At 68.3% G+C, this 18,186-nt stretch carries 17 protein-coding genes and 1 pseudogene; 10 read left to right on the top strand and 8 right to left on the bottom strand.

Going from position 1 to position 18,186, the window contains the following annotated elements; translation table 11 throughout:
• Window positions 1–230: 230 nt before the first annotated feature.
• Window positions 231–722: a hypothetical protein gene (locus tag AB0J09_RS11485; protein ID WP_360688841.1), complete on the bottom strand. Its 492-nt coding sequence runs from the start codon at window positions 720–722 to the stop codon at window positions 231–233.
• Window positions 723–1,460: 738 nt separating this feature from the next.
• Window positions 1,461–2,222 (bottom strand): DUF1963 domain-containing protein, encoded by a 762-nt coding sequence (locus AB0J09_RS11480; protein ID WP_360688847.1) that lies wholly within the window; start codon window positions 2,220–2,222, stop codon window positions 1,461–1,463.
• 287 nt (window positions 2,223–2,509) lie between these two features.
• Between AB0J09_RS11480 and AB0J09_RS11475 the strand changes: the two genes are divergently transcribed.
• The 3 genes from AB0J09_RS11475 to AB0J09_RS11465 all read left to right on the top strand — a co-directional run bounded on the left by AB0J09_RS11475 (window position 2,510) and on the right by AB0J09_RS11465 (window position 5,942).
• Window positions 2,510–3,460 carry an SDR family NAD(P)-dependent oxidoreductase gene (locus AB0J09_RS11475; protein ID WP_360688839.1) on the top strand — a complete coding sequence of 317 codons (951 nt, stop codon included), beginning with the start codon at window positions 2,510–2,512 and terminating at the stop codon, window positions 3,458–3,460.
• Window positions 3,461–3,576: 116 nt separating this feature from the next.
• On the top strand, window positions 3,577–4,221 hold the full coding sequence (locus AB0J09_RS11470; protein WP_360688837.1) for a TetR/AcrR family transcriptional regulator: 645 nt from the start codon (window positions 3,577–3,579) through the stop codon (window positions 4,219–4,221).
• A gap of 839 nt (window positions 4,222–5,060) precedes the next feature.
• A complete protein-coding gene (locus AB0J09_RS11465; RefSeq protein WP_360688836.1) occupies window positions 5,061–5,942 on the top strand; it encodes an MBL fold metallo-hydrolase in 882 nt (293 codons plus the stop codon).
• Between the two features lie 3 nt (window positions 5,943–5,945).
• Here the strand turns inward: AB0J09_RS11465 and AB0J09_RS11460 are convergent, their stop codons facing one another.
• The 4 genes from AB0J09_RS11460 to AB0J09_RS11445 all read right to left on the bottom strand — a co-directional run bounded on the left by AB0J09_RS11460 (window position 5,946) and on the right by AB0J09_RS11445 (window position 9,548).
• Window positions 5,946–6,392, bottom strand: coding sequence for a helix-turn-helix domain-containing protein (locus AB0J09_RS11460; RefSeq protein ID WP_360688834.1), 447 nt, complete (start codon window positions 6,390–6,392; stop codon window positions 5,946–5,948).
• 556 nt (window positions 6,393–6,948) lie between these two features.
• Window positions 6,949–7,461, bottom strand: coding sequence for a flavin reductase (locus AB0J09_RS11455; protein ID WP_360688832.1), 513 nt, complete (start codon window positions 7,459–7,461; stop codon window positions 6,949–6,951).
• A 32-nt stretch (window positions 7,462–7,493) separates the two neighbouring features.
• The gene (locus AB0J09_RS11450) at window positions 7,494–8,636 is read right to left on the bottom strand and encodes an acyl-CoA dehydrogenase family protein (protein WP_360688830.1); all 1,143 of its coding nucleotides are present in this window, start codon (window positions 8,634–8,636) and stop codon (window positions 7,494–7,496) included.
• Window positions 8,637–8,756: 120 nt separating this feature from the next.
• Window positions 8,757–9,548: an SDR family oxidoreductase gene (locus AB0J09_RS11445; RefSeq protein WP_360688828.1), complete on the bottom strand. Its 792-nt coding sequence runs from the start codon at window positions 9,546–9,548 to the stop codon at window positions 8,757–8,759.
• Between the two features lie 247 nt (window positions 9,549–9,795).
• Between AB0J09_RS11445 and AB0J09_RS11440 the strand changes: the two genes are divergently transcribed.
• From AB0J09_RS11440 to AB0J09_RS11410, 7 genes and pseudogenes are all read left to right on the top strand, one after another.
• On the top strand, window positions 9,796–10,134 hold the full coding sequence (locus AB0J09_RS11440; RefSeq protein ID WP_360688826.1) for a metalloregulator ArsR/SmtB family transcription factor: 339 nt from the start codon (window positions 9,796–9,798) through the stop codon (window positions 10,132–10,134).
• Between the two features lie 80 nt (window positions 10,135–10,214).
• The gene (locus tag AB0J09_RS11435; RefSeq protein ID WP_360688824.1) at window positions 10,215–10,514 is read left to right on the top strand and encodes a hypothetical protein; all 300 of its coding nucleotides are present in this window, start codon (window positions 10,215–10,217) and stop codon (window positions 10,512–10,514) included.
• 468 nt (window positions 10,515–10,982) lie between these two features.
• Window positions 10,983–11,570, top strand: a pseudogene (locus AB0J09_RS11430) (LLM class flavin-dependent oxidoreductase); the annotation flags it as partial.
• A gap of 585 nt (window positions 11,571–12,155) precedes the next feature.
• Window positions 12,156–13,274: a substrate-binding domain-containing protein gene (locus AB0J09_RS11425; RefSeq protein ID WP_360688822.1), complete on the top strand. Its 1,119-nt coding sequence runs from the start codon at window positions 12,156–12,158 to the stop codon at window positions 13,272–13,274.
• A 50-nt stretch (window positions 13,275–13,324) separates the two neighbouring features.
• Window positions 13,325–14,089 carry an ATP-binding cassette domain-containing protein gene (locus AB0J09_RS11420; protein ID WP_360688820.1) on the top strand — a complete coding sequence of 255 codons (765 nt, stop codon included), beginning with the start codon at window positions 13,325–13,327 and terminating at the stop codon, window positions 14,087–14,089.
• Entirely contained in the window at window positions 14,086–15,348 is a 1,263-nt protein-coding gene (locus AB0J09_RS11415; RefSeq protein WP_360688818.1) for an ABC transporter permease, read from the top strand. Before AB0J09_RS11420 ends, AB0J09_RS11415 begins: the two co-directional genes overlap by 4 nt.
• A 38-nt stretch (window positions 15,349–15,386) precedes the next feature.
• A complete protein-coding gene (locus AB0J09_RS11410) occupies window positions 15,387–16,613 on the top strand; it encodes an ROK family transcriptional regulator (RefSeq protein ID WP_360688816.1) in 1,227 nt (408 codons plus the stop codon).
• Here AB0J09_RS11410 and AB0J09_RS11405 read toward each other — a convergent pair.
• Together AB0J09_RS11405 and AB0J09_RS11400 are read right to left on the bottom strand one after the other, a co-directional pair.
• The gene (locus AB0J09_RS11405; RefSeq protein ID WP_360688814.1) at window positions 16,606–17,349 is read right to left on the bottom strand and encodes a neutral zinc metallopeptidase; all 744 of its coding nucleotides are present in this window, start codon (window positions 17,347–17,349) and stop codon (window positions 16,606–16,608) included. The genes AB0J09_RS11410 and AB0J09_RS11405 overlap by 8 nt on opposite strands.
• A 19-nt stretch (window positions 17,350–17,368) precedes the next feature.
• Complete coding sequence (locus tag AB0J09_RS11400; RefSeq protein ID WP_360688812.1) at window positions 17,369–18,181, bottom strand: neutral zinc metallopeptidase; 813 nt, start codon at window positions 18,179–18,181, stop codon at window positions 17,369–17,371.
• Window positions 18,182–18,186: the final 5 nt, after the last annotated feature.

The following is an 18,186-nucleotide window of genomic DNA, read 5'->3' as shown; positions in this document are numbered from 1 at the left end:
GCTCGACGGCCTGCCGCCAGGCCGCCACCGCAAGGCCGGTTGCCGCCGTGGCCGCCAGCACCAATCCGGCGGCGATCCCCGCTAGCACCGAGCGTTTCATCTCGGCCTCCAACACCCGGCTCAGAGCGTCCCCTACCCTCCTGCCTGGGGCAATGCACCACAGGGGCGCCAGCGCGCCTGTTCCAGGTAGGGGGCAGTACTGGAGAAAGGGATAGTGGGGTGCTGAGCTGCTAGTCAGAGGGGGTGTTCCTCGATGATGTGACTCTCCGCTTGGATTGCGGTTTGGTGAACAAGGCATTCGTTGGAGTTGATCGTCGCAACGGTTTCGGCGTCTGGCCCAGCAGCTGCTGCCCGGCGTCCTGCTGGTCAAGGCCTTCAACAACATCCTGGCCCATCACATCCCCCTGCTCGCCCGGCCCGCCGGAGCCCCGGACCGCAGCGCCCTGCCCATCGCCGGCGATAACGTCGACGCGAAGGTTCGGGCAGCGGAGCTGATCGGCCGGCTCGGGTTCGACACCGTCGATGCCGGATCTCTGGCCGACAGCTGGCGTTTTGAGTCCGAGTCCGGCGCCTACACCCAGATCTACCTCGCCGATCCCGACGTGCCGGTCGAGCGCATCCTTCAGACCCCCGCCGCGTCGTTGCCAGCCGACAAGCTGCGCGCCGCGTTGCAGGCAAGTCGGCGGGTGAAGGTCGCCGAGCGCGTTTTCTAAAGTGCGCACCGAGGCCTCCGCCCGGAACCGGCGGGGCCTCGCCTGGCTGGCGCGAGCCGGCGAAACTCATCACCTTGACCCACGTCGGATGGCGTCCGAATTGCCCGGTGTCGGCGTAAGGCTTCAAGTGCAGAGCCATGTCATCTCGGACGCGACCATTCCAGCGGCAGCAGGTCGCTCTCGAACAGCGGGTGCGCGGGCAAGAGTGGAGTGGGCCTGACTAGGTCAGTAGGGCCTGCCCAGATCCGGTATGACGATCGACACGCTGGCGCCGTTCCGCTGGCTGCGACCGCCGTACGGTGATCAGGGCAACCTTCTCGGCGAAATCTACTGCATGACCTTGCTGCGCGGCTCGACCCGGCCGAGGTGCTGCGCCGGTTCGGCGCCTGCACGAGTACGGAGATGAGCTTCGCCGAGCTGAATCGCGCGGTCTCCGACTTCACGATGGCGACCGGTGGCGGTGAGGGAGGTGGCCACGTTGGAGCGGTCGCAACCCGCGATGGGTGCGGTGGTGGAACCGTCCGGCTGGTCGGGGACGGACGACCCGATGCTGGCGCGGCTGTTGGCCGGTGTCCGTTCCGGCCGAACCTTGCAGGGGCCGGGACGCTGACCTGTGGATTGAAAGGTAGATCCGAACGGCGACCGCCGAGCTTGTTCAGACTTAATTTGCATCTTCCGTGGAAGTGGTCACCGGGGATCTGACGGTAAGCAGATCGATCCTGCCGGGGCCCGCCCGTATCCCAATGGTCACCAGATGTCCGGGGTTGGGATCGCCCGGCTGAAGTCGCCAGTCCGCAGCGCTTCGGTGGGGATCGACCAGTGCATCAAGCCGCCGTCCCCGCCGATGCGCCACTCATGCTGGTCAGACAGCTGGAGCAGGTGTTGGTAGCGGTTCGGGTCGTCCTTGCCGGGAAGAAACGGCGAACTTCCCGTAGGGAAGATCGGCCAGCCGAAGGCGGCGTCCCGGCCGTAGAGTGCGCCCGGCCGTTCCGGCCAGTCGCTGTCGAGGTTCGTGAAGTTGGTGTACTCGATGATGTAGTCGCTGTCGTAGGCGCCGGGTTCCAAGTCGATGGTCCACCAGGCCGGGTCAAAGGTGTCGGGGAAGGCGAACCCCGGCGAGGCCGCCCATGCGACCGGCGCGAAGACACTGGACCGGGCGGGTGGGTCCGTCTCCACGGCGTGCCCGGATCGGGCGGCGACCACGGCTCCCATCTGAGGGGCGTGAATGCCGAATCTGCCGGCCAGCTCGGCGGCGGCAGGGTCACACGGCTCGGAGTCGCTGTCGAGGTAGAAGAAGTTGAGCAGGCCTGTGCCGGCCGGAAGGAGGTCTCCGAGCCAGGGGGCCAGGGCGTCGGTGTCGAGGACGGCGAACAGGCTCAGCGGGAAACCCTCGCAGGTGGGCCAGGGCGTTCCGGGTTCGAGCATGGCCCGGCCACCGAAGCGGCTGTGTCCGGCTGCCTCATCCGGCGCGGCTCTGGTCAGTTCGAAACCGGGCCGGGCAAGACCCATGACGCGGGAGGCGAGCTCCGCGCCGAAACGGTCGGTACAGAATTCGTGCAGGGCGGCACGTGTTGTCGTTGGTTCCGTATGGGCCGTCAAATCGGTCATAGCTGGCATCTTCCTCTGCCACATCTCTTGTCGCAGGGTTGGTGCGGACGTTGCAAGATCGATCGCAGGGTAGGTCCGGACGTCGCAAGGTTTGCGCGGCCAGGACAGCCGGCACAGCCGTCTCGCCCCCGACGGACTCTATGGGACGACTAGCTCGGCTGCCTAACCAGACTTGCTAGTATGCTTTTGTGAACGATCGCGTATGCCGACGGTGTGAGTGGAGGAGAGTCGTCGCGCCGTGTGGCCGACGCGGCCAAAGGGCACCGTGTATAGCCGGTGAATCCGCACATGACAACGACAAGGACGCCGATTTGATGAAGACCTATGTGATCACCGGTGGCACCGACGGCATCGGTGCGGCAATGGCCCGCACGTTGTTCTCCCGGGGCGACAGGACCGTGATAATCGGGACCAACCCTAAGAAGGGCGAACCACTAGTCGCCGAGGCCGCCTCAGCCCCGGGAAGCGCGGCGTTCATCAAGGCCGATCTCAGCCTGGTCTCGAACACCCGCCGCATCGTCGACATGCTCGCCGAGGAGTACCCGGCCATCGATGGCGTGGTGCTGTGCGCGCGGTTCATGCGGTCCTACCGGTCGGTGACCGCCGAGGGATTTGAGAGCAACTTCGCACTGTTCTATCTCAGCCGCCTGCTGTTGAGTTACGGGCTGCTCGGCCCGCTGGAGCAGGCGGACCGGCCAGTGATTGTGAACGTCGCCGGCCCCGGCCACGACACTACGGTGGCCTGGGACGATCTGCAGAGCATCCGGCACTACGACCTGGTGCACGCCATGTTCATGACCGGACGCCTAAACGATCTGCTCGGTGTGACCTTCGCGGAGCGGCACGGTAGGGGTCCGGTGCGGTACGTGCTCTTCCATCCCGGCACCACGGCGACCAGCTACGCGGGGGAGTTCGACTCGCAGACCGCGCTCTACCTTCAGCAGCAGCGGATGATGGCCAAGCCCGCAACAGACGTGGTCCCGCCGCTCCTGCGGCTGCTCGACGATCCGCCGACGCCACCGTTGACCGCGTTCAACCTGTTCACCGAGCTGAACGTGCATACCGAACTGTTCTCCGCAAAGGATGCGGAACGACTGTCTGGCCTCACCGACGAGTTGCTCGCCAAGGTCGCCGGGTAACCGTCGGGCGCCGGCCACTGGCCGATCCCGATCCACCGGTTGAGGAGCCCGACCGCTTAGGCTAGTTAATTGGATCGATGAGTCTGGTTTGGCAGGCTGTTGCGTATGCTGAGCGCATGAGTGAAGCCATCGCGGCGCGTGGCCGGATCGACAAGCGGCAGGCGATCCTGGACGCCGCGTTTACTGTTTTCGCCCGGACGGGATACGCCCAGGCGGGGGTGGACGTGATCGCGGCTGAGGCGGGAGTGGCCAAGGCCACCGTGTACAGCCACTTCGGTGACAAGGAGAACCTGCTCCGCGAGGCCATCGCCGCCTCCGCCGACCAAGCGCTGGCCGACAACCTGGCCGCGGTCGACCGGCTCACCGACTGCGGCACCGACCTACGCGCAACTCTGGAAGGTGTCGGCATGCGCCTGCTCCAGTGCTACTGCGACGACCGATCCTGGGCGCTACGTCGGCTGCTGTCCGCCGAGATCAACCATTTCCCTGACCTGCTCGACATCATCCACACCCGCGCGGCCGACCGCATCACCGAAACCCTGGCCGACCGACTCGCGCGCCTTACCGTCGCTGGACACCTGCATACCCCGGATCCACTCTTGGCCGCCGAACAGTTCTTCGCCCTGCTATGCGGTCCGATGGACAAACGAGCACGCCTCGGCACCCGGCACGTTCCCAACACCGAACTGCGCGTCCTCTCGCGCGCCGCGGTCCACACCTTCCTGCAGGCATTCACCCCGAAACCAACCGGAACCGCCTAACGAGCCTGAGCGGTCCAGGCCGAGACCTGTACAGCGTGAAGGGCGGCAGAGCCGTCCTATCGAGGAATGGCTTTCAACGCCAACAAGCTCGTGGGCGCGAGGACCAGTACCTACGCTCTGGCGGCGCACCGGCGCGCGGACCGGCCTTTCGACCAGGCGCGCACCGAACTGGCGTACGGCGAGCGGCTGCGCCGGGCCCGGCGCCGCAGCGACGCCCGCGCCGCTCGGGCCCCGCCCCTGGGTCTCTGGCCCCGATTTGACCCCGCTCTGCCTGCTCGCCGAGGGCCTGTTCCATGCCGGCCACATCGACCGCGGCGAGGATGCCTCCGCTGCCACCGGGCACTCGGCACGCGCCGCCTCCTGAACCCGGGGCCGTCTCACGCCGCCTGGCCAGATCTTGGGCGTTGCGCTGCTTCCAGCCGGTCGGGCACGCACTGATCGCGGCGATCTTCACCGGCACAGGGCGAAAAGGGTGCCCGAGCTGGGCGAACGTCGCCTGCGTCTTTGAGGTCTTGCGTGAGGAACTGGCCAAAACCGGCGTCGACCCAGACGCGCAGATGCGCCCGTGTCAGAGGGCGCATCCCCACAGCCCGTCGGCCGGGGGCTTTGCGTGAGGTGACGCGCACTGAGGTGAGAACTTCAGCCCACGCCGGCCTGTCGTTGACGAAGCTGTCGCCAAGTGCACGAGTGAGGAGCCTGTCCATGGAACCGGCCTCAACGACGTCCCGGAGATCCTCGCGCTCACCCGCGTACGCACTTGCAAGTGCGTACTTGCCGCCTGCCGATCACTAACCAATAGTTAGTGAAGAAGCCAAGCCCGGCAAACAAGGAGGCACCCCATGCTCGACCCGGCGTCGCGCAGCCAGATCACCCTAGGGACGACCACCGTCACCTACCTGCCCGACGGCGAGGCGCATCTCGACCCCGCCGTCCTGTTCCCCGCGTCGGGGTCGGACGGCTGGGCCGCCCACGCGCCCTACCTCGACGCCGACGGCCGGCTCCCGGTCAGCATCGGCTCGTTCCTCATAGACACCGGCGCGCACCGGGTCCTGGTGGACCTCGGGCTGGGGGCGGTCGACTTCGAGGCGCCGGGGATCGGCTCGTTCCGCGCCGGCGCGCTGCTCGACAGCCTGGCCGCCGAGGGCTTGCGGCCGGACGGCGTCGACACCGTCGTCTTCACCCATCTGCACCACGACCACGTCGGCTGGACCAGTGACGTCGCCCCCGCCCCCGGCAACGAGCCCGCCAAGCCGGAGCGGGGCCTGACCTTCGCCCGCGCGCGGCACCTCGTGGACCGCGCCGAGTGGGTCCATTGGCGCGGCACCGCCGAGGTCACCGGTCCCGACCCGCTGGCCGTGCAGGAGCCGCTCAGCGAGGCCATCGAGTTCGCGCGGCGCGGCGAGCCGATCGTGCCCGGCGTCCTGGCGGTCTCCACGCCCGGGCACACCCCCGGCCACCTCAGCCTGCTGGTCACCGACCCGGGCACGGACCGGCGGCTGCTCGTCCTCGGCGACGTCATGCACACGCAGGCGCAGGTCAGCGAGACGCACTGGAACTTTCTGTTCGACGTCGACGCCGAGCAGGGCACCAAGACCCGCCGCGCGCTGCTGGAGGACTACCAGGACGAGCGCACGCTCATCGCGGGCGGCCACTTCGCCGGCGAGGTGTTCGGCCGGTTTCTCCCAGCGCGGCGCCTGCACCGCTGGGCCGTCGCCCGCTGACGGTCATGCCCCGCCACCGAGGGCCGGGCTCGCACCGGCGTCGGTGGCCTCTCGGGCCTGTTCGACGTCGTTGATGTAGCGCTCGGCCCAGGCGCGGATGGCGTCCATCGGCTCGCGCAGGGTCCGGCCCAGCGGCGTGAGGCGGTAAGTGACGCCCCGGTCCGGGCCGGGCCTTCGGGAGACCAGCCCGTCGCGCTCCAGGCTGCGCAGCGTCTGGGCGAGCATCTTCTCGCTGATGCCGTCGACCCGCTCGCGCAGCTGCCCGAAGCGCAGCGGACCGTTCTCCAGGGCGCCGACCAGCAGCACACTCCACTTGTCAGCCAGCCGGTCGAGAGCCTGGCGCGAAGGACAGACCGCGCTGTAGACGCTCGCCAGATGGCCGTCGGGCAGGCGAGCGCGAGAAGGCCTCCGACTGCCCGGACGCGGACGGGGCACTGGGTTGTTCGGCATGCCTGATAGCTAACCAATGGAAAGCTCGCCGGGCAAGAGCCGCCCGGAACGCATGCCGACGGCCAGGGCTGTTGCGGGGGCATGAGGGCGGCGATCCGTGCCGCCCTGTCGGTGGCCGGCCGGCGGTCGAAGCTCAGCAGGCCCGGGTGGAGTTCCCGGGCGCGGACCAGGTCGGAGCCGTAGCCGCCGTCGCGGTTGAGGAAGTCCACGGCTTCGAACGTGGCGTTCTGCGCCCGGACGTCCTCGAGCGGGACCGGGACGTACGGGACGTCACGGCTGAGGACCTGGCTCGCCGCCCGCGCGATCCGCGGCGGGGTGAGCGCGTCGCCGGCGATGAGGCATCCCCGGGCGGGCGAGCTCGCCGCCCGCCACCCGACCGTACGGGTGAGGAGCGCGCCGGTGCCCGACGACGGCGACGACCTGCGGCCGGCCGTGGTCATCGCCTGTGCCTGCGGCAACCTGCGGCGCGGCGTCGCGACCACCGCCGGGCCTTCCGTCACTACCCTCAACCGCGCTGATCCGGGCTCGTGCCTGCCCGGGCGTGGGCGCCCACGCCTCAGAGTCCAGAGCCAACGCGATGGAAGCCCCGGTTGAAGTAGACGAGGCTCTGGCCGCCCTTCCGGGTGCGGATCTGCTCGATCTCGACGAACAGCACGCTGTGCGATCCCAGGGGCTTGCAGTCTTTCACCATGCCGAGGAGGGTCACCAACGCGTCTGTGAGGACCGGCACTGTCTGACCGCGGTCCCAGACGTCCCAGGAGAAGCGCTCCGCCATCGGAACGGCTGTCGCCCCGGCGAAGTGCATCGCCAGGTCCTGCTGGTCGCCGCCCAGGACGTTCACGCAGACTCTGCCGTTGGCTCTGAACACGTTGTGCATGGCGCTCTTGTGGTTGAGACAGACCAGGACCGTCGGCGGATCGTCGGTTACCGAGCAGACCGCGCTGACGGTGACGCCGCAGCGGCCGTACGGACCATCGGTGGTCATGATGCTGACCGCCGCGGGCAGGTGCGCCATCGCCTCCCGGAATTCGGCTTGAGAGGGGGCCCGCGCGGGTTCTCTGACCGTCACTGCTTGCTCCTTTCCTGCGGAGGGGACGGATCTCACAGATAGCCGGGGAAGGGAGGTACGCCCATGAGGACCGCACCGGCGCCGTCGTAGATGCCTTCCTGGAGGAAGGCGTGCTGGGGGACCACCGAGGCGTCGCGCAGGTAGCGCTGCATCGGGCTGTCGTCGGCGATGGCGGGGATGCCGCTCAGCTGGTAGGCCGTGCGAACGACGTCGAAGGAGCTTCTGGCCAGGTGGGCGGAGGCCAGGCGGAGCAGGCTGGTCTGGTTCGCGGTCGCCGGATCGCCGGCCAGGATCGTTTCGTACACCTCGTGGGTGGTCTCGTAGAAGAACGCGCGCGCGGATCGCAGTTCGGCCTCGGCCTTGCCGACCGAGATCCGGTAGGCGGCGCGATCGGCCGGCTTGGGGCCGCCCGTGTAGCCGCCGCGTATGACGTGGTCGAGGGCGGCGCGTGCGATGCCGAGACCGACGACCGCCAGGACCTGGGAGGCGTAGGGGACGCTAGGATAGCGGTACAGCGGCTCGTCCACGGTGGCCTCGGCCCCGCGCACGAACGTCCACTCGGCGGGGACGATGACATTGTCCACCTTGAGGTCGTGACTGCCGGTGCCGCGCAACCCGATGACGTCCCAGTTCTCGACGATCTCCACCTGGTCAGGGGGTAGCACGGCCTTCAGGGGGCGGTTGCCGTTCTGCGCGCCGGCGGTGATGCCCACACTGAGCAAGTCGGCGCCCAGGCAGCCGCTGGCGAACTTCCAGCGGCCCGCGACCCGGTATCCGCCCTCGACGATCTGGGCGGGCTGCACCGGGTACAGACCGCCCGCGAAGGCGACGTCCGGTCCGTCGGCGTACAGCTCGGCCTGCGTCTCCAGCGGTAGCGCCGCCAGGTAGATCAGTGAGGAGCCGAAGCTGGCGACCCACCCCGCGGAGCCGTCGATCATCGAGATCCGCTCGATGCGCGAGAGGAATTCGGCAGGTGGCAGCGCGTCGCCGCCGAAGCGTCGGGGGGCGCTGGCCCGGTAGATTCCCGCGCGCTTGAACTCGGCGATCATGTCGCGCGGGACATGTCGCTTCTGGTCGAATTCCGCTCGCCGTTCGGCTACCTGGACCAGGATGTCTTCAAAGGCATGCGTCGCATGCTGGTCGGGTGAGGTCGCCGAGTCCAACGACTGCGTCATGATGATCCTCCTCATACTTTCCGCTCGACCGGTCAACCGGCCTGCCACGGCCTGGCTCCCGTCGGGAACCAGGCCGCGCCGGCCGTGGCCAGGCCACCTTGCCGGACCTTGCGGGCATCGTCAGTCGATGACCATGCCGCCGGTGAGGTTGGCGATCGCCCCGGTGATCGCGCCGGCGCGGTCCGAGGCGACGAAGGCGGCCACGTTGGCGATCTCGGCGACCGTGGGCAACTGCTTGCGCAGGGTCCGCTCCGTCATCAGGGCCCCGAATGCCTCACTGCTGATGCCGTAGGCATCGGCGTGCAGGCCGTACACCTCCGAGAGCTGCGGCGTCTCCGGCATCCCCGCCGCGTTCAGGCATACGACCCGGACGCCCTGCGGTCCGACCTCGGCGGCCAGACCTCGCGACAGCGACTCGATCGCCGCCCACGCCGGCGCCATGCCTCCCATGAGGGCAAGGGCCGACCGCGACGGGCTGGCCGTGATCGTCACGATCACGCCTGATCCCTGGCCGGTCATGCGCCGCGCGGCTGCGCGGGTGGTCAGGAAGTTGGCCTTGGGGTAGGTGGACATGGGCAGGTCGAAGTTGTCGACCGGCAGATCGACGATCCGGGTGCCCTGAATGCCGGTCTGCGGGAGGCTGAAGGCGTTGAAGGAGACGTCGATGGAACCGGCTGCCCGGACCACCGCGTCGGCGTGCGCCTCGACGGCGTTCTCGTCCAGTACGTCCACCGTGGCGACGTCGGCGACGCCCCCCGAGGCCTGGATCTTCTCGGCGACCGCCTCCAGCGCGGCGCTGTTGCGCCCCACGAGGAAGACCCGTGCCCCTTCCGCGGCGAAGGTCTGAGCGACCACGCCCCCGATGTTCCCACTCGCTCCGTAGATGATCGCGTTCTTCTTTTCGAGCAGCACAGATACTCCTGAAATGTGTCGATAGGTGCGCGCAGCCTGTCGCGATGCAGGCGGCGCAGATGGATGTCACGTCTTTAGACTTGGCGCCCCGCCGAAAGGAATCGGTCAAGGCCGCGGACCGCACGGGCCGCCGTGGGCATGGCGTGGTCGTCGATCATGGGCCTTGCGGCACCATTGATGGTTCCAAATCTTTCGAACAGTTGGAAGCTTTGCGCAGCCGGCCCTACTGTTCAACTATTATCGAACCATGCCTGGATCGTCGTCCCGTGAGCTGTTCCACCCCGAAGCCGCCGACCTCGTCCTGACCGACGTGCTGTTCGCGCTCAGCGACCCGGCGCGCCTGGAGATCACCAGGCGCCTCGCCGGGGGACCCCTGGAGGTCGCGGCCTGCCAGCCCACCGGTGGCGACATGCCCAAGTCGACCCTGTCCCACCACATCAAGATCCTGCGCGAGGCCGGAGTTGTCCGCAACGACCCGCACGGCCGCCAGCGCTATGTCACCCTGCGCCGCCAGGACCTGGAAAAACGCTTCCCCGGCATACTCGACCTCATTCTTCGCGAGGCCTCCGATGGCGACCGGCTCTGAACCGCCCACCGTACGGCCCGCGGCGGGCGGATCGGCCGTCGCTCTTCCGTTACCGGGAGGGCAGTGTCATAGTGATCGCCGTGAACCACCGCAAACCGCTGCATAGGTTGCGTGGCTCGATACGTCTGGGCAACGCCACATCGGCCGATCAACACCCTGTCGCAGCTTGGCTGCTGACGGTTGTCGCCGCCTGGAGCGTTTTCACCCACATCACCGGCATCATCTCAGGCCATCCGCAAAGCTTCGCGCTATCAGGATGGGGCGTCGGCGCCCAATGGATTGAGCACGTCCTCGTCCTGGGCGTCATGCTCTTTCTTCTCGTGGGCATGGTCGAGTCCCTGCTGCACAGATATCGGCGCAGTCACGGCGACAGAGAATAACTTGGGGCGTCCTGCCTTGCGATTTCCGACCATGGTTGCCTCTGGGACCTAGGTCGCTGACTCTTCGTTTTCAGGTCAAGAGCGCTTGAGGCCGGCCGGGGGGACCTGAGGTGGCGTGGGGCAAGGATTGGCCTGCGCGTGCGTGAACGCTTTCAATCGACCTCGCCCGCTGGTGCTGCCCCCTTATTGAGAGGGGCTGGTCTTCCGCGCCGCGGCACCGGCCTCATCGTCCTCACCCTCACTGGCGACCGGATCAGCGGCATGACCCGCTTCGACAACAGCGTGTTCCCATGGCTCGGGCTGCCGCGATCGCTGCCCGGCCGCCAGCCGACCGGGGCTGAGAGGGACGGCGCACCTCGTGGAGATCGGCCCAGCCCCTTGCCCGACGCTGCATGCTCCACACCGAAATCCCTCGGCTCGCCGTCGCCCCACGCTGATGAGGAAATTGGGCTGGAGCGACGAACGGACCCGTTGAACGGGGTGCCGCCGTTCGTCTGGCACGGATCCATCCGCTCACCAGAGATCGCCGAGCAGGCCGCGTACTACGGCGACGGTTTCTTCGCCAGCAACATCCTGTGGCCTAAGGAGCACTTCCAGCGCCTGATCGGGCTGTACCGCGAGCGTTACGCGCACTACGGGCACGGAACGCCCGAGGAGGCCATCGTCGGGCTCGGCGGGCAGGCGTTCATGCGGAAGAACTCGCAGGACGCGATCCGGGAGTTCCGGCCGTACTTCGACCACGCTCCCGTGTACGGCCACGGCCCCTCGCTGGAGGATTTCATGGCCGAGACCCCGCTGACGGTCGGCAGCCCTCAGCAGGTCATCGACAGGACCCTGAAGTTCCGCGACTACTTCGGTGACTACCAGCGGCAGATGTTCATCATGGACCACGCGGGAGTGCCGCTGAAGACGGTGCTCGAACAGCTCGATCTGCTCGGCGAGCAGGTCGTGCCGGTACTGCGCAAGGAATTCGCCGCGCTCAGGCCCGCCGGGGTGCCCGACGTTCCCGGTGCCCCGTCCGTGAGGATCGATCGGGGATCGGCTGACATCTCTTAGTCGTCGCGGCCGCGGTAGGCAAACCAGGGCATGAAGAACTGGGCGGTCGGGCCGACCATGAGCGCGTACAGCAGAGTGCCGACGCCCACACTTCCCCCAGCAGCCAGCCTGCGGCGAGCACCCGGGGCTGCTCGTCCGAGTCAATGGGGAGATCGACGGCGTGGTGGCGGTGCGGGTCGAGAACGGCTACGTCACCGGCGCCTACCACGTGCGCAATCCCGAGAAGCTGTCGCGTGTGGAGCGGGAGACCACCGTGAGCCGCTGAGGCCGGAACGACCTACTGCCCGCCAGGAAAACTACTTTCCCAGAACACTTGCGTGCCGGGTCGCGCGTCTGCCGGCGGCGCGGAAGGCTCCGGGCGCAGCACCGCCTGCCCGGCCGGGACCCCCAGGGAGGAGCGACCTCCGCCCTCTATCGTTCACAGCCTCAACGAGCAGGAGTCGGGGAGATTGAGGTGGCGTTTCTGGATTGTTACTCGAAACAACAAACTCTCGGCCGACAGGGTCTTCCAAAGCAGGCCATCCCGGAATACGTTGCCGCAAACAACATTCATCCGGGCCCCTCCGGAAGAAAGGACCCTGCACCATGCGCAAGGGGATCCTCAGCCTGACCGCCGCGGCAGCCGTGCTCGCCCTCGGTCTCACCGCCTGCGGGGGCAACAGCGGTCAGACCAACGCGTCGACCTCGTCAGCCTCGGCCTCAGCCTCAGCGGCGAAGGCCGGCAAGATCGGCGTCATCCTGCCGGACAGCAAGTCCTCGGCCCGGTGGGAGACAGCGGACCGCAAGTACCTCGAAGAGGCGTTCAAGGCCGCCGGCGTCCAGTACGACATCCAGAACGCCCAGAACGACAAGACGGCGTTCCAGACCATCGCCGACCAGATGGTCACCAACGGCGCCACCGTCCTGATGATCGTGAACCTGGACAGCGGCAGCGGCAAGGCCGTCATCGACAAGGCCAAGTCCCAGGGCGTGGCCACGATCGACTACGACCGGCTGACGCTCGGCGGCGGCGCCGCGTACTACGTCAGCTTCGACAACACCAAGGTCGGCACGTTGCAGGGCGAGGGCCTGAGCAAGTGCCTGGCCGACAAGAAGGCCAGCAAGCCCATCGTGGCCTACCTGAACGGCTCTCCCACCGACAACAACGCCACCCTGTTCAAGAACGGCTATGACGGGGTGCTCAAGCCGAAGTTCGACTCCGGCGAGTACGTCAAGGGCCCCGACCAGGCCGTGCCCGACTGGGACAACACCCAGGCCGGCACGATCTTCGAGCAGATGCTGACCCAGCAGCCGAAGATCGCCGGCGTGCTGGCCGCCAACGACGGCCTGGGCAACGCCGCCATCACCGTGCTGAAGAAGAACAACCTCAACGGCAAGGTGCCCGTCACCGGCCAGGACGCCACCGTCCAGGGCCTGCAGAACATCCTCGCCGGCGACCAGTGCATGACGGTCTACAAGGCCGTCAAGAAGGAGGCCGACGCCGCGGCCAAGCTCGCGGTGGCGCTGGCCAAGGGCGAGAAGCCCACGGCGAGCAGCAGCGTCAAGGACCCGGAGACCGGTCAGGACGTGCCCTCCGAACTGATGGAGCCGCAGGCCATCTACCTCGACAACGTCAAGGACGTGGTGGCCGACGGCTACGTGACCAAGGAGGAACTGTGCACGGGTGACTTCGCCAAGAAGTGCACCGAGGCAGGCATTCAATAACACCGAAGGGGGCGCGGCCGGACCGGTCGTGCCCCCTCTTAGGGAGCCCCATGACCCCCCTCCTTGAAGTGCGCGGGATCGACAAGAGCTTCGGCCCGGTGAAGGTCCTGCACCAGGTCGAGTTTGCGGCGTACCCCGGCGAGGTGACGGCCCTGGTCGGCGACAACGGCGCCGGCAAGTCCACTCTGGTCAAGTGCGTCGGCGGCATCTATCCGATCGACGGCGGTGAGATCCTCTTCGACGGGCGCCCGGTGCAGGTCCACAGCCCGCGCGACGCGGGCGAGCTCGGGATCGAGATCGTGTACCAGGACCTGGCCCTGTGCGACAACCTCGACATCGTCCAGAACATGTTCCTCGGAAGGGAGCGCAAGAACGGCCTCCTGCTCGACGAGGACAGCATGGAGGAACTGGCCGCGCAGACCCTCAGCAGCCTGTCCGTGCGCACGGTGAAGTCCATCAGGCAGCTGGTCTCCAGCCTGTCCGGCGGGCAGCGGCAGACCGTGGCCATCGCCAAGGCCGTGCTGTGGAACAGCAAGGTCGTCATCCTCGACGAGCCGACCGCGGCACTGGGCGTGGCCCAGACCGCGCAGGTCCTGGAGCTGGTGCGCCGGCTGGCCGACACCGGTCTGGCCGTCGTCCTCATCTCGCACAACATGAACGACGTCTTCGCCGTCTCCGACCGGATCGCGGCGCTCTACCTCGGCAGGATGGCCGCCCAGGTCAGGACCGCCGACGTGACGCACGCCCAGGTCGTCGAACTGATCACCTCAGGCCGCAGCGGGGAACTCGGCCTCAAGAACGGGGTCACCCCATGAGCAAGGTCAAGGAACTCCCCGGCGAGGCCATCGCCGCCGCTACGCAGTCCCCGTCGATCGGCAACAGCTTCCTCGCCTACGTCGAGCGGGTACGCGGCGGGGACATGGGCGCGCTGCCCGCTGTGCTGGGCCTGATCGTGCTCTGCACGGTCTTCGCCATCGCGCGGCCCGCCTTCGTCACCTCCATCAACTTCGCCAACCTCTTCACCCAGGGCGCCGCGATCACCCTGATCGCGATGGGCCTGGTGTTCGTGCTGCTGCTCGGCGAGATCGACCTGTCCGCCGGCTTCGCCAGCGGCGTGTGCGCGGCGGTGCTCGCCGTAACACTCACCAGCATGGGCCTGCCCTGGTACGTGTGCGTGCTGGCCGCCATCGTCACCGGCGTGGTCATCGGCACCTTGCTCGGCTCACTGGTCGCCAAGGTCGGCATCCCGTCGTTCGTGGTCACGCTGGCCGCGTTCCTGGCCTTCCAGGGCCTGGTCCTGGTGCTGGTCCAGGAGGGCACGAACATCTCCATCAGGGACAACGTGATCGTCGCCGTCGCGAACAGGAACCTGCCGCCCTGGCTCGGCTGGGCGCTCTACGCGGTCTGCGTGGCGGTCTTCGCCGCCGTGCAGCTCCTCCGGGCCAGGAAGCGTTCCAAGCGCGGGCTGGTGGCCGACCCGCTGTCGCTGATCGCGGCCCGCGTGGGCGCGCTGGCGGTGCTGGCCGGGCTCGCGGTCTACGTGCTCAACCTGGAGCGCAGCCGCAACCCGGCGCTGGTCTCGCTCACGGGCGTGCCGATCGTGGTGCCCGTGATCCTGGTGCTGCTGGTCGTGTGGACGCTGGTGCTGCGTCGTACCGCGTTCGGACGTCACCTCTACGCGGTCGGCGGGAACACCGAGGCCGCACGGAGGGCGGGCATCCCGGTCGACAGGATCAAGATCAGCGCGTTCGTGATCTGCTCCTCGATGGCCGCGATCGGCGGGATCGTCGCCGCGTCGAGGGCCAGCTCCGTCGACCCCAACACGGGCGGCAGTTCCGTCCTGCTGTACGCGGTCGGCGCGGCGGTCATCGGCGGCACGAGCCTGTTCGGCGGCAAGGGCAGGGTGCTGGACGCCGTGCTCGGCGGCGCCGTGGTGGCGGTGATCGAGAACGGCATGGGTCTGATGGGGTATGGGGCCAGTGTGAAGTACCTGGTCACGGGTTCTGTGCTGCTGCTCGCTGCGGGGGTGGACGCCCTGGCGCGCAGGCGGGCTGCTGCCGCTGGTCTAAGGTGATCAGCGACTCACAGCCCCCCTTGAAGGAACCCCAGACGATGCGTGCCGGCCCTTCCCAAGAGGACATCAGGCGCCACAATCTCGGCGCGCTGCTTCGCCATGTCCACCTGGGCGGGCCGATCTCGCGTGCCGAGCTGACCACGAAGATGGGGCTCAACCGCAGCACGATCATGGCACTGACCTCCGACCTCACCGCGGCGGGGCTGGTGCGTGAGGAACTGCCCCGTGAGACGGGCCGCGCGGGGCGGCCCTCGCTCGTGGTGCGGCCCGAGTCGGCGCGGGTCTACGTGTTCGCCTTCGACGTGGGCCCCGACCGGCTCGCGGTCGCGCGCGTGGGGCTGGGCGGGGTGATACTCGACCGCCGCGACACTGCACGCGAGCGTGGCCCGTTCCAGCTGGACGAGCTGACGGGGGCGCTGGCCGGCTTCGCCAGGCAGATGCGGCGCAAGACCAGGGACGACACCGTCTGCGTCGGGGCGGCGGCGGCCGTGTCCGGCGGCGTGCGCAAGGCCGACGGGGTGGTGCGGTTCGGGCCCAACCTGCTGGCCGAGGAGGTGCCGTTCGGCGAGGAGCTGGGCCGCAGGCTCGGCCTGGGGCTGCCGGTCAGCGTGGGCAACGACGCCAACCTGGCCGCGCTCGCCGAGCACAGCCGCGGCGTCGGGGCCGCCGTCAGGGACCTCATCTACCTGCACGGCGACGTGGGCATCGGCGGCGGCATCATCGCGGGCGGCCACCTGCTGGGCGGCCACGACGGTTACGGTGGCGAGGTCGGCCACATGGTCATCAACCCGGGGGGCCGCGCCTGCGGCTGCGGCTCGCACGGGTGCCTCGAGGCGGAGGTGGGGGAGCGGGCCCTGCTGGAGGCCGCGGGCCGCGTCGGTCCCGGGCAGCACGGGCGGGACGCGGTACGTGCCGTGGTCGAGGCCGCCGACCGGGGCGACATCGAGGCACAGGACGCGCTGAGCAAGGTCGGCGACTGGCTCGGGCTCGGCGTGGCGAACCTGGTGAACATCTTCAACCCGGAAATGGTGATCTTCGGGGGGATGCTGCGGGAGATCTACCTCGGGTCGGCGGCGCAGGTGCGTACCCAGCTCGCCCTGCACGCGATGGCGCCGCAGCGGGAGAGGCTGCGGTTGCGCACGTCGTCACTCGGGGACGCCGCCACTCTGGTGGGCGCGGCCGAGCTGGCCTTCGCCCACGTCCTCGCCGACCCCCTGGAGGTCCTGGCCCGCGCGGGCGGTTCGTACGAACGGACGGTCAGGTGACCTTGGACGTGGCGGCCGTCCACGTGTTGCAGAAGCCCGTGGCGCCGCCGCGGTAGCCGCGGTCCTGCCAGAAGGCGAGGTTGCGCGGCTTGCCGTGGATCTTGCTCTCGTCCGCTCTGCGCACGGCATCGATCCAGTCGTCCCACTCGATCCCGGGGTTGATCGACTCGAGGGTGGCGCTGTAGAAGACGCCGGCGAAGCATTCGGCCTGCATCTCCAGCCGGTGGCTCAGCAGGGCCCTGGCGCCGTCCGACGCGGGCCAGTACAGCGCGTTCTGCGCGTCCAGCACCCCGATGAGCTGCTGCACGTGGTGCCCCCACTCGTGGGCGATCGAGTGCGCGATGTTCATCCTGAACGGGTCGCCCAGGTCGTGCTTCATGATGCGGATGACGATCGTGCGCTGCTCCGGGCAGTATTGCGCGCCGTTGCTGGTGATCTTGCCGCAGACCGAGTCGCTCCCCGTCGTGATCGTGACCTCGGGCGAGGTGTACGTCAGCCCGGCAGCCGCGAACCGGGCGGCCCAGAAGCGGTCGGCGCATGCGGCCATCGCGCGGTGGAAGGACTTGAGCGAGGCGACGCTCCCCCCGCGGATCTGCGGGATCGCGCACTTCTGGACGGCCACGCGACCGCCCGTCGCCCCTGATAGACCGGCCTGGGCGATGCTCGACGCCGCCCAGGCCGGATCGGAGAAGAGGACCAGACCCGCGACCATGCCCACTAAGAGGGAAATACGCATGATCGCGGATCCTAGAGGACTACTTGGACACCTTGGACTTGGGTGCCGTCCAGGTGTTGCAGCCGCCGGCCGACTCGGTGTCGAAGCCGCTCTTGAGCCAGTGCCCGATGTTCGCGGCGTTGCCGTGCGTCTTCTCGCCCCAGCCCTCGACCTTCACGCCGATGGCTGACAGGTCGAGGCCGGTGCCGCCGTTCTTGACGAGGTAGGTGAAGTCGGTGTCCGGGCGGCCCAGGGAGTGCCAGACGCTGCCGATGAACACGCCTCCCAGGCACTCCGCCTGGAGCTCGAAGCGCCGTGCCTCGTCGAGCACGCGGGCCTCGTTCTTGCCGTTGTACCGCGTCTCGGCCTTGAACATGCCCGTGAGCTGCTGGACGTGGTGGCCGTACTCGTGGGCCAGGACCAGCATCAGTATCAGGTCGTTCGGCTCCTCGACGAGGTTCCAGCTCAGCAGGTAGGTGATCTTCTTGTTCCCCGGGCAGTAGATCGCCTGCGCGCCCTCCGGGAACTTGCCGCAGCCCGTGGCGGTGCCGACCTTCGTGATCACCTGCAGTGAGGGCTTGCTGAAGGCGTAACCCGCCTTCTTGATCTTGGGCTTCCAGGCGGCGTTGAGGCAGTCGAGCACGACTTCGAGGTAGCCCTTGACCTCGTCCAGGCTCCCGGACGGCACTTTCGGCTCCTCGCACGTGTCGAAGCCGAGCTTGCCCGTCTTGTAGATCGGGTTTTTCGCCAGTACGGGCTTGTATGCCGGAGCAGCGGTGGCCGCGTGGGCCGTGCCGGCGAAGAGCAGGCTCGCCAGAGCGCCTGCCATGAGCGCCAATCGGGGGATACGCATGAGAA

It is taken from the genome of Nonomuraea sp. NPDC049784 (assembly GCF_040659615.1).
In the GTDB taxonomy this organism is placed as follows: Bacteria; Actinomycetota; Actinomycetes; order Streptosporangiales; family Streptosporangiaceae; genus Nonomuraea.
The sequence above is the reverse complement of the archived record's forward strand: the minus strand, read 5'-3'. Positions and strand labels throughout refer to the sequence as shown.

Excerpts from the sequence above, each read along its gene's own strand:
- AB0J09_RS11470 (WP_360688837.1), top strand. The coding sequence starts at position 3,577 with ATGAGTGAAGCCATCGCGGCGCGTGGCCGGATCGACAAGCGGCAGGCG.
- AB0J09_RS11415 (WP_360688818.1), top strand. The coding sequence starts at position 14,086 with ATGAGCAAGGTCAAGGAACTCCCCGGCGAGGCCATCGCCGCCGCTACG.
- AB0J09_RS11410 (WP_360688816.1), top strand. The coding sequence starts at position 15,387 with ATGCGTGCCGGCCCTTCCCAAGAGGACATCAGGCGCCACAATCTCGGC.
- AB0J09_RS11460 (WP_360688834.1), bottom strand. The coding sequence starts at position 6,392 with ATGCCGAACAACCCAGTGCCCCGTCCGCGTCCGGGCAGTCGGAGGCCT.
- AB0J09_RS11425 (WP_360688822.1), top strand. The coding sequence starts at position 12,156 with ATGCGCAAGGGGATCCTCAGCCTGACCGCCGCGGCAGCCGTGCTCGCC.
- AB0J09_RS11405 (WP_360688814.1), bottom strand. The coding sequence starts at position 17,349 with ATGCGTATTTCCCTCTTAGTGGGCATGGTCGCGGGTCTGGTCCTCTTC.
- AB0J09_RS11480 (WP_360688847.1), bottom strand. The coding sequence starts at position 2,222 with ATGGGTCTTGCCCGGCCCGGTTTCGAACTGACCAGAGCCGCGCCGGAT.
- AB0J09_RS11420 (WP_360688820.1), top strand. The coding sequence starts at position 13,325 with ATGACCCCCCTCCTTGAAGTGCGCGGGATCGACAAGAGCTTCGGCCCG.
- AB0J09_RS11440 (WP_360688826.1), top strand. The coding sequence starts at position 9,796 with ATGCCTGGATCGTCGTCCCGTGAGCTGTTCCACCCCGAAGCCGCCGAC.
- AB0J09_RS11450 (WP_360688830.1), bottom strand. The coding sequence starts at position 8,636 with ATGACGCAGTCGTTGGACTCGGCGACCTCACCCGACCAGCATGCGACG.
- AB0J09_RS11465 (WP_360688836.1), top strand. The coding sequence starts at position 5,061 with ATGCTCGACCCGGCGTCGCGCAGCCAGATCACCCTAGGGACGACCACC.
- AB0J09_RS11400 (WP_360688812.1), bottom strand. The coding sequence starts at position 18,181 with ATGCGTATCCCCCGATTGGCGCTCATGGCAGGCGCTCTGGCGAGCCTG.